Annotated in this window: 21 protein-coding genes; 18 read left to right on the top strand and 3 right to left on the bottom strand. The window is 61.5% G+C overall.

Translation table 11 applies throughout. The features are described from left to right. Nucleotides 1–10: 10 nt before the first annotated feature. The gene (mrcB, locus tag ACM6I6_RS12715; protein ID WP_274074592.1) at nt 11–2,332 is read right to left on the bottom strand and encodes a penicillin-binding protein 1B; all 2,322 of its coding nucleotides are present in this window, start codon (nt 2,330–2,332) and stop codon (nt 11–13) included. Between the two features lie 115 nt (nt 2,333–2,447). Here mrcB and ACM6I6_RS12710 point away from each other — a divergent pair, with 115 nt between their 5' ends. From ACM6I6_RS12710 to ACM6I6_RS12690, 5 genes are all read left to right on the top strand, one after another. Beyond that, complete coding sequence (locus ACM6I6_RS12710; protein WP_274074591.1) at nt 2,448–4,004, top strand: AAA family ATPase; 1,557 nt, start codon at nt 2,448–2,450, stop codon at nt 4,002–4,004. Nucleotides 4,005–4,095: 91 nt separating this feature from the next. Then, nucleotides 4,096–4,440, top strand: a complete 345-nt coding sequence (locus ACM6I6_RS12705; RefSeq protein WP_274074590.1) for a pentapeptide repeat-containing protein — start codon at nt 4,096–4,098, stop codon at nt 4,438–4,440. Between the two features lie 243 nt (nt 4,441–4,683). Continuing rightward, complete coding sequence (locus ACM6I6_RS12700; RefSeq protein ID WP_007971093.1) at nt 4,684–4,956, top strand: TfoX/Sxy family protein; 273 nt, start codon at nt 4,684–4,686, stop codon at nt 4,954–4,956. A gap of 16 nt (nt 4,957–4,972) precedes the next feature. Beyond that, entirely contained in the window at nt 4,973–5,782 is an 810-nt protein-coding gene (locus ACM6I6_RS12695) for a Crp/Fnr family transcriptional regulator (RefSeq protein WP_274074589.1), read from the top strand. A 294-nt stretch (nt 5,783–6,076) separates the two neighbouring features. Further along, the gene (locus ACM6I6_RS12690) at nt 6,077–6,394 is read left to right on the top strand and encodes a Rieske (2Fe-2S) protein (RefSeq protein ID WP_274074588.1); all 318 of its coding nucleotides are present in this window, start codon (nt 6,077–6,079) and stop codon (nt 6,392–6,394) included. On the opposite strand, the gene sfsA is transcribed toward ACM6I6_RS12690, so the two are convergent. Together sfsA and ACM6I6_RS12680 are read right to left on the bottom strand one after the other, a co-directional pair. Next, complete coding sequence (gene sfsA, locus ACM6I6_RS12685; RefSeq protein WP_414919982.1) at nt 6,391–7,104, bottom strand: DNA/RNA nuclease SfsA; 714 nt, start codon at nt 7,102–7,104, stop codon at nt 6,391–6,393. The two genes, ACM6I6_RS12690 and sfsA, sit on opposite strands and share 4 nt — an antisense overlap. Further along, nucleotides 7,104–8,276 (bottom strand): pyridoxal phosphate-dependent aminotransferase, encoded by a 1,173-nt coding sequence (locus ACM6I6_RS12680; protein WP_274074586.1) that lies wholly within the window; start codon nt 8,274–8,276, stop codon nt 7,104–7,106. The genes sfsA and ACM6I6_RS12680 overlap by 1 nt, the downstream gene beginning before the upstream one ends. Before the next feature lie 334 nt (nt 8,277–8,610). On the opposite strand from ACM6I6_RS12680, the gene dksA reads away from it, so the two are divergent. The 13 genes from dksA to ACM6I6_RS12615 all read left to right on the top strand — a co-directional run bounded on the left by dksA (nt 8,611) and on the right by ACM6I6_RS12615 (nt 25,468). Beyond that, nucleotides 8,611–9,054 (top strand): RNA polymerase-binding protein DksA, encoded by a 444-nt coding sequence (gene dksA, locus ACM6I6_RS12675; RefSeq protein ID WP_046815673.1) that lies wholly within the window; start codon nt 8,611–8,613, stop codon nt 9,052–9,054. Nucleotides 9,055–9,272: 218 nt separating this feature from the next. Then, nucleotides 9,273–10,169, top strand: coding sequence for a tRNA glutamyl-Q(34) synthetase GluQRS (gluQRS, locus tag ACM6I6_RS12670; RefSeq protein ID WP_274074585.1), 897 nt, complete (start codon nt 9,273–9,275; stop codon nt 10,167–10,169). A gap of 77 nt (nt 10,170–10,246) precedes the next feature. Further along, nucleotides 10,247–10,423, top strand: coding sequence for a hypothetical protein (locus tag ACM6I6_RS12665; RefSeq protein ID WP_003176118.1), 177 nt, complete (start codon nt 10,247–10,249; stop codon nt 10,421–10,423). Further along, the gene (locus ACM6I6_RS12660; protein WP_274074584.1) at nt 10,407–13,361 is read left to right on the top strand and encodes a sensor histidine kinase; all 2,955 of its coding nucleotides are present in this window, start codon (nt 10,407–10,409) and stop codon (nt 13,359–13,361) included. Before ACM6I6_RS12665 ends, ACM6I6_RS12660 begins: the two co-directional genes overlap by 17 nt. Before the next feature lie 22 nt (nt 13,362–13,383). Next, nucleotides 13,384–14,823: a sigma-54-dependent transcriptional regulator gene (locus ACM6I6_RS12655; RefSeq protein WP_406592051.1), complete on the top strand. Its 1,440-nt coding sequence runs from the start codon at nt 13,384–13,386 to the stop codon at nt 14,821–14,823. A 707-nt stretch (nt 14,824–15,530) separates the two neighbouring features. After that, the gene (locus ACM6I6_RS12650; RefSeq protein WP_274074582.1) at nt 15,531–16,931 is read left to right on the top strand and encodes a polynucleotide adenylyltransferase PcnB; all 1,401 of its coding nucleotides are present in this window, start codon (nt 15,531–15,533) and stop codon (nt 16,929–16,931) included. A gap of 3 nt (nt 16,932–16,934) precedes the next feature. Further along, entirely contained in the window at nt 16,935–17,420 is a 486-nt protein-coding gene (gene folK, locus ACM6I6_RS12645) for a 2-amino-4-hydroxy-6-hydroxymethyldihydropteridine diphosphokinase (protein WP_323608703.1), read from the top strand. A gap of 329 nt (nt 17,421–17,749) precedes the next feature. Further along, complete coding sequence (gene panB / locus ACM6I6_RS12640) at nt 17,750–18,550, top strand: 3-methyl-2-oxobutanoate hydroxymethyltransferase (RefSeq protein WP_274074580.1); 801 nt, start codon at nt 17,750–17,752, stop codon at nt 18,548–18,550. After that, complete coding sequence (panC, locus tag ACM6I6_RS12635; protein WP_274074579.1) at nt 18,547–19,407, top strand: pantoate--beta-alanine ligase; 861 nt, start codon at nt 18,547–18,549, stop codon at nt 19,405–19,407. The genes panB and panC overlap by 4 nt, the downstream gene beginning before the upstream one ends. 209 nt (nt 19,408–19,616) lie before the next feature. Next, on the top strand, nt 19,617–21,281 hold the full coding sequence (gene pgi / locus ACM6I6_RS12630) for a glucose-6-phosphate isomerase (RefSeq protein ID WP_323608705.1): 1,665 nt from the start codon (nt 19,617–19,619) through the stop codon (nt 21,279–21,281). 159 nt (nt 21,282–21,440) lie between these two features. Next, nucleotides 21,441–23,378, top strand: a complete 1,938-nt coding sequence (gene acs / locus ACM6I6_RS12625; RefSeq protein ID WP_414919981.1) for an acetate--CoA ligase — start codon at nt 21,441–21,443, stop codon at nt 23,376–23,378. Between the two features lie 111 nt (nt 23,379–23,489). Continuing rightward, a complete protein-coding gene (locus ACM6I6_RS12620; protein WP_414919980.1) occupies nt 23,490–24,356 on the top strand; it encodes an oxygenase MpaB family protein in 867 nt (288 codons plus the stop codon). A gap of 95 nt (nt 24,357–24,451) precedes the next feature. Continuing rightward, nucleotides 24,452–25,468 (top strand): class I SAM-dependent rRNA methyltransferase, encoded by a 1,017-nt coding sequence (locus tag ACM6I6_RS12615; protein WP_414919979.1) that lies wholly within the window; start codon nt 24,452–24,454, stop codon nt 25,466–25,468. The last annotated feature ends 73 nt before the right edge of the window (nt 25,469–25,541 follow it).

The following is a 25,541-nucleotide window of genomic DNA, read 5'->3' as shown; positions in this document are numbered from 1 at the left end:
CCCTCTTTGCTTAATTCATCCAGCCCTTGACCCAATCCATCACCGTTTCGCCGGAAGGGCTTTCGCCACCGCAAGCGGCACCGGGAGGCGGTTCGCTGCCGCGAATATACGGCATCTGCACGGCGCCCGGGCAACCGGCGTCGGAACCTTGTCCGGTGCGCGAATCGACCCAGGCCTGAACGATATTATCCGGCTGCGGCATGTCCAGCGGCAACGGGTCGGCCTTGCGCATGAAGCTGGTCCAGACCTGCAACGCACCGGTGGCACCGGTGAACGGGGTCTTGCCGTTATCGTCGCGCCCCAACCAGACCACCGCCAGCAAGTCCTGACTGAACCCGGCGAACCAACTGTCCCGCGAGTCGTTACTGGTGCCGGTCTTGCCGGCCAGGGTCAAGGTCTTTGGTAACACGTTGTAAACCGAGCTGCCGGTACCCTCGCGCATGACCCGCTGCATCGCGCTCTGGATCAGGTAGATCGACGCCGGGTCGAAACGCTGCTGGATCTGGAACGGATAGCGCTTGAGCGGCTCGCCTTCAGCCGTCAATACACTGCGAATCCCGCGCATTGGCGTATTGAAACCACCGTTGGCGAGCGTCTGGTACATGGTTGCCACTTCGATCGGGGTCATGCCGCCGGCACCCAACAACATCGACGGGAAGGCCGGGAACTCGCGGCTGACACCCAGGCGCCCGAGTGTCTTGAGGACATTCGGCACGCCCACGGCCAGGCCCAGGCGCGCGGTCGACAGGTTGTAGGAGTGCGCCAGCCCTTGATAAAGGAAAACCGTGCCGTGGGAGCGGCGATCGTAGTTCTGTGGTTTCCAGACCTGGCCGTCCGCGCCCTTGACCGAGAAGGACTCATCCGACAGCCAACTGGTCAATGTGTACTGGCTGGGTTTTTCCAGCGCCGTCAGGTAAACCGCCGGCTTGATCAACGAGCCGATCGGCCGCACCGCGTCCAGCGCCCGGTTGAACCCGGCAAAGCTGGCCTGGCGACTGCCGATCATCGCCTGCACCTCACCGGTTTCCGGGTTGGTCACGACCATGGCCGCCTCGACATCATCCGAACCCTTGCGGCCGGAGAGGCGCTTGAAGGTGTCATTGACCGACGCTTCGGCTTTCATCTGCAGGATCGGATCGAAGCTGGTAAAGATCCGCAGCCCCTCCTCGGTCAAGTCTTCGTCGCGGTAATCTTCGCGCAGCTGGCGCTTGACCAGGTCCAGGAAGCCAGGGAACGAGCTGTCCGCCAGGCTGCCGCGCTTGGTCACGCCCAGCGGCATTTTCTTCGCCGCTTCGACTTGCTCGGCCGTGGCAACGCCCTGTTCCTGCAGCACATCGAGCACCAGGTTACGCCGCTCGAGTGCACGCTCCGGATAGCGGCGCGGGTTGTAGGAGGATGGCCCCTTGACCATGCCGACCAGCAAGGCCACCTGATGCAGCTTGAGCTCGGCCAGAGGCTGACTGAAGAAGAACTGGCTGGCCAACCCGAAACCGTGCACCGCGCGTTGACCGTCCTGGCCGACAAACACCTCGTTGAGGTAAGCCTCGAGGATTTCACGCTTGTCGTAGTGCAGTTCGAGCAGCAACGCCATCATCGCTTCGGTCAGCTTACGGCTCAGGCTGCGCTCGTTGGTCAGGTAGAAGTTCTTGACCAGCTGTTGAGTCAGGGTACTGCCACCCTGGCGCATGCGGCCCGACGAACCGTTGACCCAGATCGCACGGGCGATCGACTTCGGCGAAACACCAAAGTGGTGATAGAAATCACGGTCCTCGACAGCGACCAGGGTTTCGAGCAGATACGGCGGCACCTGGTCGATCTTGATCAGGATCCGGTCTTCGAGGTTTTTCGGGTACAGGCCGCCGATCAGCAGCGGCTCCAGGCGCACCACCGACAACTTCGAGCCTTTGGTCGACGACAGCTCGGCCACGTAATCACCCGAGAAGCGCACACGCACCGGCTGCGCCTGCTCCATACCCTCATAGAACTGGAAGCCACGGGTATTCAGATCGACGGTATTGCCGTTGACCGACGCCGCGCCCGGACCGTTGGCCACGCTTTCACGGCGATAGCCCAAGGCATCGAGCTCGGTGAGAAAATCGTCCCTGCTCAGCTTTTGTCCGACGAACAGCTCGAGCGGGCGCGCGTAGACCTTGGCCGGAATGGTCCAGCGCTTGCCGGAGAACTTCTCCTGCACGATGGCATCGAGGTACACGGCGAACCCGGCCAGCACCACGAGGCCGACCAGGCTGAGTTTAAGGGCCCAGCCCAGCCAGGGCCGCAGGCCTCTGGAGGGTGGTTTTTTTGGGGTACGGGGGGATCGAGTACGAGTCATGGCGGCGGATTATACGCACTTTATTCATACTCAACAGGAGGCCCGCAAGTTTGCGTTAGGCTGGCTAGACGCCATAATGACGACCTGAATTTTTTCCGACTCTTAAGGATCGCCTGTGAGCCAGTCCCTGATCGCCGCCCTGCAAAACAAGGCCCTCTACCCGCATCCTGTAGATGGATTCAAGGTCATCGAGACCCACATTTCCTGGGTCGTGCTTACCGGCCCCTTTGCTTATAAAGTGAAGAAGCCGATGAACTTCGGCTTCCTCGACTTCACCACCCTCGAGGCTCGCGGGCATTTCTGCGCTGAAGAACTGCGCCTGAACCAGCGCCTGACCCAGGATCTTTATCTCGAAGTGCTACCGATCACCGGTAGCGCCGAAGCACCGCAACTGGGCGGCGAAGGCCCGGCCATCGAGTACGCCCTGAAAATGCGCCAGTTTGGCCAGGACGGTTTGCTCAGCACGCTGCAAGCCAACGGCGAATTGACGCCCGCGCACGTCGACCAGATGGCTGACCAGATCGCCCGCTTCCACCTTGACGCACCGCGCGTGCCGGCAGAACACGAAGCCGGGACCCCGGACAGTGTCATGGCCCCTGTGCGGCAAAACTTCGAGCAGATTCGCCCCTTCCTCAGCGACAAGGCCGACCTGCTGCAACTGGACGCCCTGCAGGCCTGGGCCGACAGCAGCTTCGAACGCCTCAAGCCACTGTTCAGCCAGCGCAAGGCCGAGGGTTTCATTCGCGAATGCCACGGTGATATCCACTTGGGCAACGCTACGGTGATTGACGGCCAGGTCGTGATCTTCGACTGCATCGAATTCAACGAACCGTTCCGCTTCACCGACGTGTACGCCGACACCGCGTTTTTGGCGATGGACCTGGAAGACCGCGGCCTGAAGTGCCTGGCACGCCGATTCATCAGCCAGTACCTGGAGCTGACCGGCGATTACCAGGGCCTGGAACTGCTCAACTTCTATAAGGCCTACCGCGCCCTGGTTCGCGCCAAGGTAAGTCTGTTCAGCATGCCGGCCGAGGCGACCCCGGTACAGCGCGCCACGACACTGCGCCAATACCGCAACTACGCCAACCTGGCGGAAAGCTACAGCACCATCCCTTCGCGTTTCATGGCCATCACCCACGGTGTGTCCGCCGTGGGCAAAAGCCACGTGGCGATGCGCCTGGTGGAAGCACTGGGGGCGATTCGCCTGCGCTCCGATGTCGAACGCAAACGCCTGTTCGGCGAGCAAACCGTGGCCAATGACCTGCAGGCCGGCATTTATAGTGCCGACGCCAGCGCCGCGACCTACCAGCGCCTGCACGACATTGCCGCAGTGATCCTGCACGCCGGGTTCCCGGTGGTGGTCGACGCCACTTACCTCAAGCATGCGCAGCGCGACAGCGCGGCGAAAGTGGCCGAGGCAACCGGCGCACCGTTCCTGATCCTAGACTGCAATGCACCGCAAGCAGTGATCGAGAGCTGGCTGGCCCTGCGCCAGGTCGACAAGAAGGATCCGTCCGACGCTACCCTGGCCGTGATCGAAGCCCAGCAAGCCAGCCGTGAAGCGTTGACGCCTGCAGAAATTCTCTGCAGCAAGCGCGTACAGACCAATGAAAGCGGCACCCTCGACACGGTGGTGGAACAGATTCGCCAGCGCCTGCCGGGACTGTAAGCAAACCTTTGAGCCGTGAAGCCTGCCCCGGCTTCGCGGCTTTTAGATAGTGGCACTACACTGGCGTCATGAATCCAACAGGTGACGCAAAATGAGCCAACCGAAACTGCTCGACACCCCGCTCTACGCCTTGCTGCACAAAGACGACATCGCGGGCTTCAATAAAGAGCGCCCCGAGCAAGGGCCTATCGACATGGTCGGTGGTGATTTCCGCGGCCTGGACCTGCGCGAACTGAACGCCGACGGCATCGACTTCACCGACGCCTATTTCCGCTCCGCCGATTTGCGCGGCATCGATTTTCGCAACGCATCGCTTGAAGGGGCGAGCCTCGCCCACGCGCAGATTTCCGGCGCCTACTTCCCGGTGGAACTGAGCGCCGACGAAATCCTGATGTCGATGAACTTCGGTACGCGCCTGCGTTATCGCACCCGCTGATCGCCCGTCTGAATTGACAAGTCCCGCGCCCTCGCCTCGCGCTTGACTGCGTGCTTTTTTGCCTGAAATTCTATCGTTTTTATCATCCTTACCCTCCTCTTCGCAGCTTTTCGAAGCACTCGCGCCTGCACCCTCTTAGAAGCGTTTGCGTCAAAAACGAGCAAACAATCACGCTTTTCCTACTGATGGCTACACTCCTCAGAAGCTTGCCCACGCACCATTCGGCCATCGCAAGGAGGCTTGATGAATGATGAACTGCAACACCTGAAGAATCTTGGCAAGACGTCGGCGCAGTGGCTGCATGCCGTGGGCATCCACAGCGCCTCGGACTTGCGTCGCCTGGGGGCGGTGGATGCCTATCGGGCCGTGCGCACGCGCGGGTTTCGGGCGTCCAAGGTGTTGTTGTACGCAATCGAAGGCGCGTTGATGGACGTGCACTGGAACGACATTCCCGCCGAACGCAAGGAAGCCTTGAACAAACAGCTCGAAGCCATCTCGTCACGCCACAAGAATTGAACGAGTACCGCTCGCCATGTACTTACTCGGGGAACAACCGGCTTACGCCGAAACACTGATCAATCGACTGCAAAACCTTCCTGCCCGCCTGTTGCAGGGGTTGGCACCGAGTGGGCCCGCCGTCGAGTTTCCTGCCATCGACGACCTCGCCGCGGCGCTACCCAGCGACCAGCTGTACATGCTGGACAGCGGTCGATTGCACGGATGCATCGATGATCGCGCGCTGTTCTATCTGCGCCAGGGCGACCTGATCGGCCTGCGCCAGGACGCGGGGTTGCCGCGCTGTCGTCTGTGCAGCAAGACGCCCCTGGCGCTGACGCCCTACCTTCGATCGCAGGTGTTCCAGCACATCTACGCCGACCCGACTCGCTCGGAACTGTTCCTGCAATACATGGCGGGCCAGACGGCCCTGCTGTCCGATGCCGTAGCACGCCTCAAGCAACCGGAATTTCGCGCCACCAACGGCTTCCAGCGCGTCGCCAGCGGCGAAACGCTGATCCATCAGGGCGATGAGGCGGACCATGTGTTCGTGATCATCGAAGGTCACGCCGAAGCATTTGTCGATGGATTCAAAGTGGGCGATGTGCCCAAGGACGAGATTTTCGGCGCCATGGCGGTGTTTACCGGCGAGAAACGCAGCGCTACGGTCATCGCCAGCGAACCAAGCACCATAATGCGTATTCCCAAGGACCAGTTCCTGAGCCTCACCCAGAGCAATCCGAAGATTGCCAGCTGCCTGATCGAGAGCATGGCCCGCCGTATCGACCTGCTGAATAAACAGGTTACACAACTGATGGCACTGAAAACGACAGGCAGAGCTCAATGAATACAAGGACTTGGAACGAGCGTGCGACACGAATCGAAGAAATGGAAAATCACCTGTTGACTTGGTAATGAGAATCGATATGATTATCACAACTGGTCGCGAGACTGGTCGATCTTCTGAAAAGCCCTTGGTTCGGACTCTCAGATTATCTCCTCATCAGGCTAATCACGGTTATTTGACCCGGCTCTTGCCGGGTCTTTTTTTGCCTGTGGAAAAGTCATCCGGCGCTGCGCCAAGTATCCTGAGCACCTGAGTTCTGCTCGCACCGGGCAATTGCGCCATTTGAGGATCAGCATGAAATTTCTCTGTACCGGCATCGAGTTGGCCGATGCCAGCAGCCGCGGTTTCGACATTGACGGCCAGAGGCTGTTCGCCGTGCGCCGGGGCGGCCAGGTCTACGTCTATATCAACCGCTGCCCGCACCGTGGCGTCGGACTGGAATGGAGCCCCGACCAGTTCCTCGACCCCAGCAACAGCCTGATCCAGTGCGCCACCCATGGCGCCCTGTTCCTGATCGAAGATGGCGAATGTGTCGCCGGCCCTTGCGCAGGGCAATCGTTGACCCGTGTCGATTGCCGCGAAGACGCGCAAGGCATCTGGGTCAGCCTCTAACCGCCGAGCAACACCTGCAGACGCCGGTCCACCACCATCTCCTCATGGCTCAGGCGTACGCCGTAGGCCAGCACTTCAACTCCGCACGCCACGGCTTCGCGCAAGGCCTGGGCGTAGGCTGAGTCGATCTCTTCAGCCGGCCGCACGGCCTCGATGCCCGTGAGATTGACGCAATACAACTGCACCGCGCGAATCCCGTCCCGGGCCAGATGCGCCAATTCACGCAAATGCTTGGCCCCACGCTGGGTAACCGCATCGGGAAACGCCGCCACGGGCGTGCCGTCGTAACCCAAGGTGACGCTTTTGACCTCCACGTACGCTGGGCCACCCGGGTAATCGAGGCGGAAATCGATGCGACTGCTTTCCTGGCCGTAGGCGACTTCACGCTTCAGCTCGGTGAAACCGTTCAACTCGGTGATCACGCCCGCCCGCAGCGCCTCTTCGACCAGGCCATTGGCCCGCCCCGTGTTCACGCAGAACAAGCGCCCGTGCGGGGTCTCGCCGACTTCCCAGGTGCCGGGCAGCTTGCGCTTGGGGTCATTGGTGCGGCTGAACCAGACTTGCCCGCCTTCGACCTGGCAATTGAGCATCGAGCCGGTATTGGGGCAGTGAATGGTCAGCAACTCACCATCGACGGTTTCGATATCGGCGAGAAAACGCTTATAGCGGCGAATCAACCGACCTTCTTCGAGAGGGGGATGAAAACGCATCAGCCTTGCCAGCTCCGCAGACCACGACCGATACGCTCCACCGCTTCCTGCAAGCGTTCGAGGTTTTGGGTGTAGGCAAACCGCACATGGTGCCCGGCTTGATAGCGGCCGAAGTCCAGCCCCGGGGTAATCGCGACATGTTCGGTTTCGAGGAAGTGACGGCAGAACGCGAAGGCATCGCCGCCGAACTTGCTGATATCAGCGTACAAGTAGAACGCGCCTTCCGGCTCGACGGCGATCCCGAAACCGAGATCTCTCAGGGCTGGCAGGAGGAAATCCCGACGACGTCCGAATTCGGCGCGACGCTCTTCCAGGATCGCAATGGTGGCCGGCTCGAAACAGGCCAACGCCGCGTGCTGGGCCATGCTTGGCGCGCTGATGTAGAGGTTTTGCGCGAGTTTTTCCAGCTCGCCCACCGCCGCGTCCGGCGCTACCAGCCAGCCCAGGCGCCAGCCGGTCATGCCGAAATACTTGGAAAAACTATTTAGCACAAAGGCACTGTCGTCGACTTCCAGCACGCTGGCCGCATCGGTGCCGTAGGTCAGGCCATGGTAAATCTCGTCCACCACCAGGTGGCCGTGGCGCTGCTTGATGGCCTGGGACAGGCCCGCCAGCTCGTCGCGGGTGAGGATGGTGCCGGTCGGGTTGGCCGGGGAAGCCACCAGCGCGCCCACGCTGTCGTGATCCCAATGCCGGGCGATCAAATCCGGGGTCAGTTGATAACGCACCTCCGGTCCGACCGGGACCAGCTGCGCGGCGCCTTCCACCAGCCGCAGGAAATGCCGGTTGCACGGGTAACCCGGGTCGGCCAGCAGCCAGTGTTTGCCTGGATCGACCAGCAAGGCACTGGCCAGCAGCAGCGCACCGGAACCACCGGGGGTGATGAGAATGCGGCGCGGGTCGATGTTCAAGCCATAACGCTGCTGATAAAAGGCCGAAATGGCCTCACGCAGCTCGGGAATGCCACGGGCGGCGGTGTAGCGCGTCTTGCCCCCTTCCAGCGCGGCCTGCCCGGCGCGGATGATCGGCTCGGCGGTGGTGAAGTCCGGTTCGCCGATTTCCAGGTGGATCACATCGTGACCGGCAGCCTGCAATTCATTGGCCCGCGCCAGCAGCGCCATGACATGAAAAGGTTCGATTGCGCGACTGCGGGCACTGTAGGACTGAGCCATTGGCCTTCCTTCAACAGGGAAAAGAATCGATTCTACCCAAGCGCAGGAACGAGCGAGAACCTAAAGCGGTCAGAGGCCATATGACCCGGGCCACAAACGAACTGAGCGAGTGCCCCAGGTTTGACTAAAATCATTAATTGAGCCGGGTTCCAGAGCCACCAGGCAACACTTTGCCAGCATTTGCCAGCACCGCGGGCTGCGCCCTCGACATCCGGGAGTAGCGCGGTCTGATTTGATCTGGTAAGTTCGCCCGCTTGCAGCCGCAGGGCCGGCAGGTGCCGGTGATGGAGCAATCCTGCGCAGATGGATTACAAGAGTAGAGGCGGTCTATTTCATGTCCACCCAAGCAAAGCAACAAGCGAATCAGACGATCAGCGGCTTCGAGCCCTATGTTCAGAAAGCTGGCGAAGAGTACATGGGCGAGCCCATGCGCAAGCACTTCACCAAGGTTCTGAATCAGTGGAAAAAAGAGCTGATGGAAGGTGTCGACAAGACTGTGGACCACATGAAGGACGAAGCGGCCAACTTCCCGGACCCGGCAGACCGTGCCAGCCAGGAAGAAGAGTTCGCTCTCGAGCTTCGAGCCCGCGATCGTGAGCGCAAGTTGATCAAGAAGATCGACAAGACGCTGCAGCTGATCGAAGACGAAGAGTACGGCTGGTGTGAATCCTGCGGCATCGAGATCGGCGTCAAGCGCCTTGAGGCCCGTCCTACCGCTGACTTGTGCATCGACTGCAAGACACTGGCGGAAATCAAGGAAAAGCAAGTCGGCAAATAATCGCGGCTTGAACGAAGAACGGAGCGTGCGAACGCTCCGTTTTTGTTTCTGATATTTGCTTCGGCAGGAAACCCTGTGGGAGCGGGCTTGCTCCGGGCGGCGTTCCGACGAAAGCGGTGCATCAGCCTATATTGATGTTGAGGCTGATGGCCTCTTCGCGAGCAAGCCCGCTCCCACAGGGTGGTTGGCGCAAGCCTGGAAAAAGTAATATTGCCCTTATGACTGCCATCGCCGCCTCTACCTACATCGGGCGTTTTGCCCCCACGCCCAGTGGCCACCTGCATTTCGGTTCGCTGGTCGCCGCATTGGCCTCCTACCTCGACGCCCGCTCGGTGGGTGGCCGCTGGCTGATGCGCATGGAAGACCTCGACCCGCCCCGCGAAGAGCCCGGCGCCCAGGCGGCGATCCTCAAGGCTCTGGAGAGCTACGGTTTCGAGTGGGATGGTGAGATGGTCCGCCAGAGCGACCGCCACGAGGCCTATGCCGAAGTGCTCAATCGCCTGTTCAGCCAGGGTCTGGCCTACGCCTGCACCTGCTCGCGCAAACAGCTGGAGCCGTACCACGGCATTTATCCGGGGCTGTGCCGCAATGCCGGACACGGCACGGAAGACGCCGCCATTCGTATTCGCGTGCCTGAACTGGATTATCACTTCATCGACCGCGTGCAGGGCGAGTTCCACCAGCACCTGGGCCGGGATGTCGGCGATTTCGTGATTCGCCGCCGCGACGGGTTGTACGCGTATCAACTGGCGGTGGTCCTGGACGATGCCTGGCAAGGCATCACCGACATCGTCCGCGGTGCCGACCTGCTGGACTCGACGCCGCGCCAGCTCTACCTCCAGGAACTGCTCGGCCTGCGCCAGCCGCGCTACCTGCACATCCCGCTGATTACCCAGCCCGATGGTAACAAGCTCGGCAAGTCCTACCGCTCACCGCCCTTGAGCGAAGACCAGGCCACCCCCTTGTTGCTGCGGGCCCTGCGCGCACTGGGGCAGAAACCCGGCGCCGAACTGGCCTACGCCACGCCACGGGAAGTGCTGGACTGGGGCATAACCCACTGGGATGCCCTGCTGATCCCGCGCACACTGAGCCTGCCCGAGGCGCAGCTACAGTGATCGTGCTTGCAGTGGCGCACCCATCCGTTACCATCGCCGCACGTTTTCGGGCACGCGCATAAAAAAGAGAGGCCGGGATGTACATCTATCGCTTGGTCCTGCTCCTGGTAGTGGGGATTTATCTGTTTTCCCCGGCCATCATGGATTGGTGGATCGACGCCACTGGCGCCTGGTATCGCCCTTATCTGCTCTGGCTGATCCTGATCGTCGTGACCTTCATCCTGCAGAGCCAAAAAGATGCCGATGAGCTTTAGCCTGACCCAGATGATCCTGATCAGCGCCGCGTACCTGGCGGTGCTGTTCGGCGTGGCCTGGGTCAGCGAACGGGGCATGATCCCCCGGGCGATCATTCGCCATCCACTGACCTACACCTTGTCGCTGGGGGTCTATGCCAGTGCCTGGGCCTTTTATGGCACCGTGGGCCTGGCCTATCAGTATGGTTACGGCTTCCTGTCCAGCTACCTGGGCGTTTCCGGTGCATTCCTGCTGGCGCCGGTGTTGCTGTATCCGATCCTGAAGATCACCCGCACCTATCAGCTGTCGTCCCTTGCCGACCTGTTCGCTTTCCGCTTTCGCAGCACCTGGGCCGGCGCGCTGACCACGATTTTCATGCTGGTCGGGGTTCTGCCCCTGCTGGCGTTGCAGATCCAGGCGGTCGCCGACTCCATCGGCATCCTCACCCGCGAGCCGGTACAGCATCGCGTGGCACTGAGCTTCTGCGCCCTGATCACGCTGTTCACGATCTTTTTCGGCTCCCGGCACATCGCCACCCGGGAAAAACATGAAGGCCTGGTGTTCGCGATTGCTTTCGAATCGGTGATCAAGTTGATCGCCCTCGGCGGCGTCGGCCTTTATGCGCTGTATGGCGTGTTCGACGGCCCGCAACAGCTGGAACTGTGGCTGCTGCAAAACCAGACCGCCCTCGCCGCACTGCACACGCCACTGCAGGAAGGCCCTTGGCGCACACTCCTGCTGGTGTTCTTCGCCTCGGCGATCGTCATGCCGCACATGTACCACATGACCTTCACCGAAAACCTCAATCCGCGCTCGCTGGTCAGCGCCAGCTGGGGCCTGCCGCTGTTCCTGTTGCTGATGAGCCTGGCCGTGCCGCTGATTCTCTGGGCAGGCCTGAAGCTCGGCGCCACCACCAACCCGGAATACTTCACCCTGGGCATCGGCATCGCCGCCAACAGCAAGGCCCTGGCACTGCTGGCCTATGTCGGTGGACTGTCCGCCGCCAGCGGCCTGATCATCGTCACCACCCTGGCCCTGTCCGGCATGGCTCTGAACCACCTGGTGCTGCCGCTGTACCAGCCGCCGGCCGAAGGCAACATCTACCGCTGGCTGAAGTGGACCCGTCGAGCCCTGATCGTCGCCATCATCATGGCCGGCTACGGCTTCTACCTGCTGCTGGGTGCCGAGCAGGACCTGGCCAACCTCGGCATCGTCGCCTTCGTGGCCACGCTGCAGTTCCTGCCTGGCGTGCTGTCGGTGCTGTATTGGCCGACCGCCAACCGTCGCGGCTTCATTGCCGGGCTGCTAGCGGGGATCCTGGTGTGGCTGGTGACCATGTTGCTACCGCTGGTCGGCAACCTGCAGGGCTTCTATATCCCGTTGCTGAACATGATCTACGTGCTCGACGACACCAGTTGGCACATGGCCGCGATCGCCTCCCTGGCCGCCAACGTGCTGATGTTCACCCTGATTTCGCTGTTCACCAATGCCAGCACCGAAGAAGCCAGCGCCGCCGAAGCCTGCGCCGTGGACAACGTGCGCCGCCCGCAACGCCGCGAACTGCACGCCGCCTCGCCCCAGGAATTCGCCACCCAGTTGGCCAAACCGCTGGGTGCCAAGGCCGCGCAGAAGGAGGTCGAGCAGGCCCTGCGCGATCTTTACCTGCCCTTCGACGAACGACGGCCGTACGCCTTGCGCCGCCTGCGCGACCGCATCGAAGCCAACCTCTCAGGCCTGATGGGACCGAGCGTGGCCCAGGACATGGTCGAGACCTTCCTGCCCTACAAGGCCGGCGGCGAAAACTATGTCACCGAAGACATCCACTTCATCGAAAGCCGCCTCGAGGACTACCATTCACGCCTGACCGGCCTGGCCGCCGAACTCGATGCCCTGCGCCGTTATCACCGCCAGACCCTGCAAGAGTTGCCGATGGGCGTCTGCTCGCTGGCCAAGGACCAGGAAATCCTCATGTGGAACAAAGCCATGGAGGAACTGACCGGGATCGCCGCGCAGCGCGTGGTCGGTTCGCGCCTGAGCACCATTGCCGATCCGTGGAAAGCGCTGCTGCAAGGCTTCATTAACGTTCCGGATGAGCACTTGCACAAACAGCACCTGGCCCTCGACGGCCAGACTCGCTGGCTGAACCTGCACAAAGCGGCGATCGATGAACCACTCGCACCGGGCAACAGTGGTCTGGTGTTGCTGGTGGAAGACCTGACCGAAACCCAGATGCTCGAAGACAAACTGGTGCATTCCGAGCGCCTGGCCAGCATCGGTCGCCTGGCCGCGGGCGTGGCCCATGAAATCGGCAACCCGATCACCGGCATCGCCTGCCTGGCGCAGAACCTGCGCGAAGAGCGCGAGGAAGACGGCGAGCTCAAGGAAATCAGCGGGCAGATCCTCGAACAGACCAAGCGCGTGTCGCGCATCGTGCAGTCGTTGATGAGCTTCGCCCATGCCGGCAGCCACCAGCACAGCGACGAGCCCGTCTGTCTGGCGGAAGTGGCCCAGGACGCCATCGGCCTGCTGGCCCTGAACCGGCGCAATTTCGAAGTGCAGTTCTACAACCTGTGCGACCCCGACCACTGGGTCGAAGGCGACCCGCAGCGGCTCGCCCAGGTCTTGATCAACCTGCTCTCGAACGCCCGCGACGCTTCGCCTGCGGGCAGCGCGGTGCGGGTAAAAAGCGAAGCCGGCGAACACACGGTCGACCTGATCGTGGAAGACGAAGGCAGCGGAATTCCAAAGAGCATCATGGACCGATTGTTCGAACCCTTCTTCACCACCAAGGACCCGGGTGAAGGTACCGGTCTGGGCCTTGCACTGGTCTATTCCATCGTTGAAGAGCATTATGGACAAATCACCATCGACAGCCCGGCTGATGTACAGAGCCAACGCGGCACCCGGATCCGGGTGACTTTACCGCGTCATGTCGAAGCGACGTCCGCTGTGAACTGAGACCGTCGAGAGTATCGAATCAATGCCGCACATTTTGATCGTCGAAGACGAAACAATTATCCGCTCCGCCTTGCGCCGCCTGCTGGAACGCAACCAGTACCAGGTCAGCGAAGCCGGTTCAGTGCAGGAAGCACAAGAACGCTTCACCATTCCCACGTTCGACCTGATCGTCAGTGACCTGCGCCTGCCGGGCGCGCCGGGCACCGAGTTGATCAAGCTGGGCCAGGGCACGCCGGTGCTGATCATGACCAGCTATGCCAGCCTGCGCTCGGCAGTGGACTCGATGAAGATGGGCGCGGTGGACTACATCGCCAAGCCTTTCGATCACGACGAAATGCTCCAGGCCGTCGCGCGCATCCTGCGTGACCGGCAATCGGCGCAAGCCAGCAGCGAACCGGTTGCCGCCAAAGCCGGCAATGGCGCGGCCAAGCCCGGTAGCGACAACAGCAACGGTGAAATCGGCATCATCGGCTCGTGCCCACCGATGCAAGACCTGTATGGCAAGATTCGCAAAGTCGCGCCGACTGACTCCAATGTCCTGATCCAGGGCGAGTCCGGTACCGGTAAGGAGCTGGTGGCGCGAGCCCTGCACAACCTCTCCAAGCGGGCCAAGGCGCCGATGATCTCGGTGAACTGCGCCGCCATTCCGGAAAGCCTGATCGAGTCCGAACTGTTCGGCCACGAGAAGGGTGCGTTCACCGGCGCCAGCGCCGGACGTGCCGGCCTGGTGGAAGCGGCGGACGGCGGCACCTTGTTCCTCGATGAAATCGGTGAGCTGCCACTGGAAGCCCAGGCGCGCCTGCTGCGTGTGTTGCAGGAAGGTGAAATTCGTCGAGTGGGCTCGGTCCAGTCGCAAAAGGTCGATGTGCGCCTGATCGCCGCGACTCACCGAGACCTCAAGAGCCTGGCAAAGATCGGCCAGTTCCGTGAAGACCTGTATTACCGCCTCCACGTGATCGCCCTGAAACTGCCGGCCCTGCGCGAACGTGGCGCGGACGTCAATGAAATCGCCAACGCCTTCCTGGCGCGGCAAAGCGCGCGGATCAACCGTACCGACCTCAAGTTCGCCGCGGACGCCGAGCAAGCCATTCGTCACTACTCGTGGCCGGGTAACGTTCGTGAGCTGGAAAACGCGGTAGAGCGCGCGGTCATCCTGAGCGAGAGCCCCGAGATTTCCGCCGAGCTGCTGGGCATCGACATCGAACTGGGCGACCTGGAAGACGACGAGTTCATCGGCCTGCCCCCACAACAGGGCAACGGCAACGCCGGTAACAACAATCATGAGCCGACCGAAGACCTGTCCCTGGAAGACTACTTCCAGCACTTCGTGCTCGAGCATCAGGACCACATGACCGAGACCGAGCTGGCGCGCAAACTCGGGGTCAGTCGCAAATGCCTGTGGGAACGCCGTCAGCGCCTGGGTATCCCGCGGCGCAAAACCGGGGTGGCCAGCGAAAGCTGAACCCCACCTGTCTCATGTGCGGGTAACACATGATTTTGTGAAAAAACTGTTACCTCAGGTTTTTCACGTAACAGAAGCCGGGGCTTACGGTAACGAAGCCCCGGCTTTTTTTCGCCCCCATTTACCCCTTCGGTTCGCCTAACCCCTTGTTTTACTGGGGTTCGCTAAAGTTGGCACGCACCCTGCTATATGTTTGGTACAAGAACAATAACAAGCAATGCACAAGACAATAAAAATAAGACGTATCGACTCACGCACAATAAAAACAAGACGGCGAGAGGCGCAGCTAACTGATTCTTTTGGAGAGGCGTTGTATTTGGGGCATGCCCCACGACCAGGCCGAGAACAACAAAAAACTGTCTTAAGACAGAGCCTGAACTGGTTGGATCGCAAGATCACTGCAGCACAGCGACCAAAGCAATCCGTTTGCTCTTGGCTCCCGATTGGGAGTGTCATGAAGGAAAGCTTCATGGCGAGGGCACTCAACAAAAACAAGAAGCCCGAAACCAATAACAAAAATGAGCATGCAACTACTTCTTGGGGAGCTTCGGCTCCCCTTGTAGTTTCTGCGATTCGCCCGCCCCGCCTCGCTCCTACACCTCAAATCCGCTGTGTCCTACACCATCCCTCGACTAAATGCTAGAATCCCCGCCCATCATGCGGTCATTCTTCGTTTTGGCCGAACATTCCTTCAAACAGTGCATCCCATGCTGAAGAAGCTGTTCCAGTCATTCCGTACTCCCGTGCGTCGTACGCAACACATCCGCAGCACGCCTGAAGTGCTCAATAGCGGCCAACATTCGCTGCAAAAGGGGCAATTCAGCCGTTACGCGGTGAACATCGTCGAACGCCTGCAGGGCGCCGGTTACCAGGCCTACCTGGTCGGCGGTTGTGTGCGTGACATGCTGCTCGGCATCACGCCGAAAGATTTCGACGTCGCCACCAGCGCCACCCCTGAACAGGTACGTGCCGAATTCCGTAATGCACGGATCATTGGCCGCCGGTTCAAACTGGTGCATATCCACTTTGGCCGCGAAATCATCGAAGTCGCGACCTTCCGCGCCAACCACCCGCAGAACGACGAAGAGGAAGATCAAAATCAATCCTCGCGTAACGAAAGCGGGCGCATCCTGCGCGACAACGTCTACGGCACCCTGGAAGAAGACGCGCAACGCCGCGACTTCACCATCAATGCCCTGTATTACGATCCGGTCAGCGAACGCATTCTCGATTACGCCAACGGCGTGCACGACATTCGCAACCAACTGATCCGCTTGATTGGCGACCCCAAGCAGCGTTACCAGGAAGACCCGGTGCGGATGCTGCGCGCCGTGCGGTTTGCCGCCAAGCTGAATTTCGGCATCGAAAAACACAGTGCCGCGCCCATCCGCGACCTCGCGCCCATGCTGCGCGAGATCCCGTCGGCCCGCTTGTTCGAAGAAGTGCTCAAGCTATTCCTGTCCGGCCACGCGGCCGACACTTTTGAAATGCTGGTCGACCTGCAATTGTTCGATCCACTGTTCCCGGCCAGCGCCGAGGCACTGGAATACAACCCGACCTACACCCACACCCTGATCAGCGAAGCCCTGATCAACACCGACCTGCGCATCAAGCAGAACAAGCCGGTCACCCCGGCGTTCCTGTTTGCCGCCCTGCTTTGGCCCGCTCTGCCGGCGCGCGTATTGCGCCTGCAGGATCGTGGCATGCCGCCGATTCCGGCGATGCAGGAAGCCGCTCACGAGCTGATTGCCGAGCAGTGCCAGCGCATCGCGATCCCGAAACGCTTCACCATGCCGATCCGCGAGATCTGGGACATGCAGGAGCGCCTGCCACGGCGCAGCGGCAAACGCGCCGACCTGCTGCTGGACAATCCGCGCTTCCGCGCCGGCTACGACTTCCTGCTGCTGCGCGAAAGCGCGGGCGAGCAGACCGATGGCCTGGGCGAATGGTGGACCGACTACCAGGATGCCAATGACAGCGAGCGTCGCGACATGATTCGCGACCTCAGTGGCAAGGACGACGGTACCGGCGGCCCACGCAAACGTCGCCGCAGCGGCGGCTCCAAGCGCAAGCGCTCAGCGGACGCTTCGAGCACCACGGGCGAGTAATCCATGGAACGCATCTACATCGGCATGGGCAGCAACCTGGCTGACCCCGCCGAACAGCTGCGCAGCGCCATCGAGGCGCTGGCTCAGTTGCCGCAATCGCAACTGGTCGGGGTTTCTGCCTTCTATCAAAGCGACTCGTTGCTGCCCGGCCAGCCGCGTTATACCAACGCAGTGGCCGCGCTCGACAGCGCTCTGGCACCGCTTGAGCTGCTGGACGCCTTGCAGTCCATCGAAACCGGCCAGGGCCGCGAGCGCCTTGAGCGCTGGGGCCCGCGTACGCTGGACCTGGACATCCTGCTGTTCGGTGACCGCCTGATCGACGAACCTCGCCTGAAAGTCCCGCATTACCATATGCAGGAGCGGGCCTTCGTCCTGTATCCCCTGGCCGAACTGGCGCCCGCCGACCTGCGCCTGGGCGATGGCCGCACACTCGCCGACTTGCTCGCTGCCTGCCCGTTCGTCGGGCTGGAACGCCTGCCGGTAGACTGAGTTGCACCAAAAGATCGCAGCCTTCGGCAGCTCCTACAGGACGGTGATGACCTGTAGGAGCTGCCGAAGGCTGCGATCTTTTGATGTTGGCATTTGCTGAAACGCATCAGTCACCCCGGTAACACCGCGGGCGTAACAATGCGGTAACACACGCAATTGACTTCCCACGTTCTCCTCACGACTATAGGCGTCCCGCTGCCGTCACCACGGCATCAAGGGCGCAATCCAGGCCTTCAAAGCACGACAAAAGACCGTGCGCCTGTATTCAACGAAGAATCACGCGCGTTACTCGCAGTAGTTTCCACAGCGCCTGAATGAGGAACTTTTTCATGCCAGCCATCACCCTGACCACTCTGCAAGGTCTCAAGCAAAAAGGTGAAAAAATCACCATGCTGACCTGCTATGACGCAACCTTCGCCCACGCCTGCAATCAGGCCGGCGTCGAAGTGCTGCTGGTGGGCGACTCACTCGGCATGGTTCTGCAAGGTCACGACAGCACCCTGCCGGTCACCACCGCCGAAATGGCTTACCACGTGGCAGCCGTCAAACGCGGTAACACCGACGCCCTGATCCTTGCCGACTTGCCGTTCATGGCCTACGCCACCACGGAACAGGCCATGACCAACAGCGCCCTGCTGATGCAGGCCGGCGCTCACATGATCAAGGTTGAAGGCGCATTGTGGCTGGCGGACTCGATCCGCCTGTTGGCAGAACGGGGCGTTCCGGTCTGTGCCCACATGGGCCTGACGCCGCAATCGGTGAACATCCTCGGCGGCTACAAGGTCCAGGGTCGCAACGAAAACCAGGCGCGGCAGATGCGTGCCGATGCCATCGCGCTGGAACAGGCCGGCGCGTCGATGCTGCTGCTCGAATGCGTGCCGAGCGAGCTGGCCGAAGAAATCACCCAGGCCGTGGGCATTCCGGTCATCGGGATTGGCGCCGGCCACCGCACCGACGGCCAGGTACTGGTCCTGCACGACATGCTGGGCCTGTCGATTACCGGTCGCGTCCCCAAGTTCGTGAAAAACTTCATGGCCGGCCAGGAAAGCATCCACGCGGCCCTGAGCGCTTACGTCACTGAAGTCAAAGCGGCGACTTTCCCAGGCATCGAACACGGATTCTCTGCATGAACACCGTCAAAACCGTACGCGAACTACGGGCCGCCGTGGCCCGTGCCCGCAGTGAAGGCAAGCGCATCGGCTTTGTGCCGACCATGGGCAACCTGCACAGCGGGCATGTCGCGCTGATCACCAAGGCCACCCAGCGGGTGGATTTCGTGGTCGCGAGCATTTTCGTCAACCCGCTGCAGTTCGGTGCTGGCGAAGACCTCGACAAATACCCGCGCACCCTCGCCGCCGACCAGGAAAAACTGCTCGAAGCCGGTTGCGACCTGCTGTTCGCGCCGACCGTTGAAGAGATGTACCCCGGCGGCATGACCGGCCAGACCCGCGTCAGCGTCCCGCAGCTTTCCGAAGGCCTGTGCGGCGCCAGCCGTCCGGGGCATTTCGAAGGCGTGGCAACGGTGGTCAGCAAGCTGTTCAACATGGTCCAGCCGGACCTGGCGATCTTCGGCCAGAAAGACTTTCAGCAACTGGCGGTCATTCGCGCGCTGGTGCATGACCTGAACATGCCGATCCAGATCATTGGCGAGCCGACGGTGCGGGCGGCCGATGGCCTGGCGCTGTCGTCGCGCAATGGCTTCCTCGACGCAGATCAGCGCGCCGTGGCGCCGGTGGTGTATCGCACGCTGAGCGAGATCGCCGAAGCGATCAAACAAGGCGAGCGCGATTACCCGGCCCTGATCCGTGCCAAGCTGCAACAACTCGAAGCGGCGGGCCTGCGTCCCGACTACCTGGAAATTCGCCATGGGCTGAGCCTGCGCCCGGCCACCCCGGAAGATCGCGACCTGGTGATCCTGGTGGCGGCGTTCCTTGGGACGACGCGCCTGATCGACAACCTGCACCTGAACCTCGACACCCCCGCCTGAAATCCCCCCACGACCGCACCGGTACAAAAAAGTACCGGTCGCAGGTCCGACAAAGCCAAGACAGATCGTCTCTCTGGGTTTACTGTTACCGGTCTGCGCTATTTAATCGTGTGCACGCAGGCTAACCGGGTTACCGCCAGTCAGTGGTCAGGACATTCCGGTATTTTCAGTGTCTTAAAGGCAGTTCAAGTAAAAGGAAACCCGCAGCGATGGCGTATTACCGCACCCCCCACGACGTGACCACCCTGCCCGCCTGGCAGGCGTTGAAAGACCACCGCCAGGCCATGCAGGATTTCAACATGCGCGAGGCCTTCAACGCCGACCCGCAGCGCTTCAATCAATTCACCCTCAGTAGCTGCGGTCTGTTTCTCGACTACTCGAAGAACCTGATCAACGCCCAGACCCGCGACCTGCTGGTGGGCCTGGCCGACGAAGTCGACCTCAAGGGCGCAATCAAATCGCTGTTCGATGGCGAGATCGTCAACGCCTCCGAAGGACGCCCGGCCCTGCACACCGCCCTGCGTCGCCCGGTCGGCGACAAGTTGTCGGTCAACGGCGTCAACGTGATGCCAGAAGTGCACAAAGTGCTGAACCAGATCACCGACCTCGTGGGCCGTATCCACGACGGCCTGTGGCGCGGCTACTCAGAGAAGCCGATCACTGACGTGGTCAACATCGGCATCGGTGGTTCGTTCCTGGGGCCCGAGCTGGTGTCCGAAGCCCTGCTGGCCTATGCCCAGAAAGGTGTGCGTTGCCACTACCTGGCAAACATCGATGGCAGCGAGTTCCACGAACTGGCCATGAAGCTGCGCGCCGAGACCACGCTGTTCATCGTTTCGTCGAAATCCTTCAACACCCTCGAAACGCTGAAAAACGCCCAGGCCGCACGTGCCTGGTACCTGGCCCAGGGTGGCTCGGAAGCCGAACTGCATCGCCACTTCATCGCAGTATCGAGCAACAACGCCGCCGCCGTAGCGTTCGGCATCCGCGAAGAGAACATCTTCCCGATGTGGGACTGGGTCGGCGGGCGTTACTCGCTGTGGTCGGCCATCGGTTTGCCGATCGCCCTGGCCATCGGCATGTCGAACTTCAAGGAACTGCTGTCCGGTGCGTACACCATGGACCAGCACTTCCTGAACACCCCGTTCGACCAGAACATGCCGGTGCTGCTGGCCCTGCTCGGCGTGTGGTACGGCAATTTCTGGGGCGCGCAAAGCCACGCGATCCTGCCGTACGACCACTACCTGCGTAACATCACCAAGCACCTGCAACAGCTGGACATGGAATCCAACGGCAAGAGCGTGCGCCAGGACGGTACGCCCGTCAGCACCGACACCGGTCCGGTGATCTGGGGTGGCGTAGGTTGCAACGGCCAGCACGCTTACCACCAGTTGCTGCACCAGGGCACCCAACTGATCCCGGCCGACTTCATCGTGCCGATCGTCAGCTTCAACCCGGTGGCCGACCACCACCAGTGGCTGTACGCCAACTGCCTGTCGCAAAGCCAGGCGCTGATGCTCGGCAAGACCCTGGCCGAAGCCCAGGCCGAGCTGCGTGACAAAGGCATGAGCGAAGAGCAGGTGCAGAGCCTTGCGCCGCACAAGGTGATCCCGGGCAACCGTCCGAGCAACACCCTGGTGGTCGAGCGCATCAGCCCACGGCGCCTGGGTGCGCTGGTGGCGATGTACGAGCACAAAGTCTTCGTGCAAAGCGTGATCTGGGGCATCAATGCCTTCGACCAATGGGGTGTGGAGCTGGGCAAGGAACTGGGCAAAGGCGTCTACAACCGCCTGGTCGGCAGCGAAGAAACCCCGGCTGACGACGCGTCCACCCAGGGCTTGATCAACTACTTCCGCGGACGTCACCGCGGCTGATTTGACGCTTGTACTAACCTTTGTAGGAGCTGGCTTGCCAGCGAAGACGGTATATCAGGCAATACTTATGTCGACTGATACACCGCTTTCGCTGGCAAGCCAGCTCCTACGAGGGTCGCGCAGCTCCCCTCTTCGCCACAACAAGAAGAAGGAACCGTCATGTTCGATATCAGCACGTTCCCTAAAGCCGATGCCGTGCGCCGGGCTGCACAACTGAGTCAGGACGACTATCACCGCCTGTACCGCGAATCCATCGAACACCCCAGCACCTTCTGGGCCGAACAAGCCACCCGCTTCCTCGACTGGAGCACACCGTGGCAAACCGTCCAGCGCTACGACCTGAAGACCGGTGAAGCCCACTGGTTTGCCGGCGCAAAACTGAACGTCAGCTTCAACTGCATTGACCGTCACCTGGCCAAGCGCGGCGATCAAACCGCGATCATCTGGGAAGGCGACGACCCCGCCGAATCCACCCAGATCACTTACAAGAAACTGCACCATTACGTCTGCCGCCTGGCCAACGTGCTCAAAAGTCGTGGCGTGAAGAAAGGCGACCGGGTGTGCATCTACATGCCGATGATCCCCGAAGCGGCCTACGCCATGCTCGCCTGCACACGCATCGGCGCGGTGCATTCGGTGGTGTTCGGCGGGTTCTCGCCGGATTCGCTGCGCGACCGGATCCTCGACGCCGACTGCCGCACAGTGATCACTGCCGATGAAGGCGTGCGCGGCGGCAAATTCGTGCCACTCAAGCACAATGTCGACAAGGCGCTGCAAAGCTGCCCGGATGTCAGCACCGTGGTCGTGGTCGAACGAACCCAGAACCCGGTGAACTGGGTCGAGGGCCGGGACCTCTGGTATCACCAGGCGCTACGCGACGTAGGCGACGACTGCCCGCCTGAGCCGATGGACGCCGAAGACCCGCTGTTCATCCTCTACACCTCCGGCAGCACCGGCAAACCCAAAGGCGTGCTGCACACCACCGGGGGCTACCTGCTGCAAGCGGCCATGACCTTCAAATACGTGCTGGACTACCGCGACGGTGAAGTGTTCTGGTGCACCGCCGACGTCGGCTGGGTCACCGGCCACAGCTACATCGTCTACGGCCCCCTGGCCAATGGCGCCACCACCCTGATCTTCGAAGGCGTGCCGAGCTACCCGAGCACCTCGCGGTACTGGCAGGTGATCGACAAGCACAAGGTGAACATTTTCTACACCGCCCCCACCGCGTTGCGCGCGCTGATGCGCGAAGGCGCAGAACCGTTGAAGGAATCGTCTCGCGCCAGCCTCAGATTACTCGGCACTGTCGGTGAGCCGATCAACCCGGAAGCCTGGGAGTGGTACTTCAATGTCGTCGGCGAACAGCGCTGCCCGATTGTCGATACCTGGTGGCAGACCGAAACCGGCGGCATCATGCTCAGCCCGCTGGTCAGTGCGCAACGGATCAAACCGGGCTGCGCGACGCAGCCGATGTTCGGCGTACAACCGGTGCTCCTGGACGAGCATGGCAAGGAAATCAAAGGCGCCGGCAGCGGCGTGCTGGCGATCAAATCCAGCTGGCCGGCGCAGATCCGCAGCGTCTATGGCGACCCGCAACGCATGGTCGACACCTACTTCAAGCCCTACCCCGGCTACTACTTCACCGGCGATGGCGCCCGCCGCGACGAAGATGGCGACTACTGGATCACCGGGCGCATCGACGATGTCATCAACGTCTCCGGGCACCGCATCGGCACCGCCGAAGTGGAGAGCGCCCTGGTCCTGCACGACAACATCGCCGAAGCCGCCGTGGTCGGTTACCCGCATGACGTCAAGGGCCAGGGCATCTACGCCTTCGTCACCCCCATGAACGGCGTCGAGCAAAATGAAGAACTGAAAAAAGCCCTGCTCGCCCACGTCAGCAAGGAAATCGGCAGCTTCGCCAAGCCCGACCTGATCCAGTGGGCGCCGGCCTTGCCGAAAACCCGTTCAGGCAAGATCATGCGGCGCATTCTGCGCAAGATCGCCTGCAACGAACTGGACAGCCTGGGCGACACCTCGACCCTGGCCGATCCGAGCGTGGTCCAGGGCCTGATCGACAAGCGCCTGAATCAATAACGTACTACCGCCTCCTGTAGGAGCTGCCGCAGGCTGCGATCTTTTGACGTTGCCTTCAGGATCAAAAGATCGCAGCCTGCGGCAGCTCCAACAGTCAACCACCGGGACACCATGGAATTCATCCGCAATCGCATCGAAACCCAGATCATGAGCCTGACCGGCCTGTCCCTGGGCAAACTCGACCTGGAAAACCCCAAGGGCGACCCCGGGCTGTTCGGGCCCGACTCGGTGAGCTGGCAAGTCCACGGCGACTTCAGCAGCATGTTGATCGGCGGCATCAGCGCCCTGATGTTGCAGGCCCTGCACCCGCTGGCCATGGCGGGTGTGTGGGACCATTCGAACTTTCGCGAGGACATGCTCGGTCGCCTGCGTCGCACCGGGCAATTCATTTCCGGCACCACCTTTGGCTCACGACAGGACGCCGACTGGCTGATCGAAAAAGTGCGCACCATCCACCTGCAAGTCACAGGCACCGCACCCGATGGCCGGCCCTATGCCGCCAGCGACCCCGATCTGCTGACCTGGGTGCATGTGGCGGAGGTCAGCAACTTCCTCGCCGCGCATTTGCGTTATCGCAATCCACACCTGTCCCTGGCCGATCAGGATCGTTATTACGCAGAGATCGCGCTGGTGGCCGAACGTCTGGGCGCCCGTGACGTGCCGCGCTCGCGGCAGGAGATTGCCGCTTATCTTGAGCGCATTCGCCCGCAGCTGCTGTGCGACGAACGCAGTCGGGAAGTGCTGCGATTGCTGTTGAACGCCCCCTCCCCCAGCCGTCTGGCCAAGCCATTCGGCGGTTTGATGATGCAGGCCGGGATCGATCTGCTGCCGGACTGGGCCAGTGACATGCTTGGCGTGCACCAAGGCCCGCTGCAACGCAAATTGATCCGCGCCAGCGTCAACCGCAGTGCGCCGATGCTGCGCTGGGCGGTGCGCAATGGCTCGGTACATCGTGCGAAAAGACGGATGGGACTGTAGGAGCGAGGCTTGCCCGCGAAGAACGATAATGCGGTATTTCAGCAAGCCCAAGCTGCTAAACTCCCGCGCCCAATTCCACCTGCAAGGCGCCCGGCATGTCCTCCTTGAATCAGGCGCTGCGCGCCGCCCTTGAACATCGTCAGGATCTGCTGGCCGAACTGCACAGCCAGGGCACCGACTGCTATCGCCTGTTCCATGGCAGCCAGGAAGGCGCCGGCGGCCTGACCATCGACCGCTACGGCCCGCAACTGATGGTGCAGAGTTTCCACCAGTCGCTCGACCGCGAAGCGTTGCTGCAACTGCACGAAATGGTCAATCAACACCTGGGGTTTGAAACCCTGCTGGTCTACAACGACCGCTCCCGTGGTAACTCGCGCATCGACCGCGAAGACACTGTCTACCGTGCCGACGAAGCCGCGCTGCAAGACCTGGTGGGCCACGAGTGGGGCCTCAATTATCGGGTGCGCGGGCGCCACGCCGGGCAGGACCCGCTGTTGTTTCTCGACCTGCGCAACACCCGTGGCTGGGTCAAGGACCACAGCAAAAACAAAAGCGTACTGAACCTGTTCGCCTACACCTGCGGGGTCGGCCTCAGTGCCGCAGCCGGGGGGGCCAGCGAGGTGTGCAACCTGGACTTCGCCGAAGGCAACCTGGCGGTCGGTCGCGAGAATGGCTTGCTCAACCCGCAATTGCCGACCATGCAATTCATCCAGTCCGACTACTTCCCGGCCATTCGCCAGTTGGCCGGCCTGCCCATCAGCCAGCGTCGCGGGCAGAAACTGCCGAGCTATCAACGCCTGGAACAGCGTCAGTATGACCTGGTGCTGCTCGATCCACCGGCCTGGGCCAAGAGTGCTTTCGGTACCGTCGACCTGCTGCGCGACTATCAGAGCCTGCTCAAGCCGGCAGTCCTGACCACCGCTGACAACGGCGTGCTGATCTGCTGCAACAACCTGGCAAAAGTCAGCATGGACGACTGGCGCGAGCAGGTTTTGCGTTGCGCCGAGAAAGCCGGCCGGCCGGTCCGGGAGTGGACGGTGATGAAACCAGGCGGCGATTTCCCGTCGATGGACCAGCAGCCACCCCTGAAAACCCTGATTCTGCAGTTCTGAAAGTAGCCGTTGTTTTCCGAAAAATCCCGCAGGATGTGAGGACTTCGGAACCGAAATCGCGTGCCATACTCCA

This window comes from Pseudomonas sp. IT-P218, from assembly GCF_949767605.1.
Lineage (GTDB): Bacteria > Pseudomonadota > Gammaproteobacteria > Pseudomonadales > Pseudomonadaceae > Aquipseudomonas > Aquipseudomonas putida_AE.
This window is presented reverse-complemented; position numbering and strand designations above follow the sequence as displayed.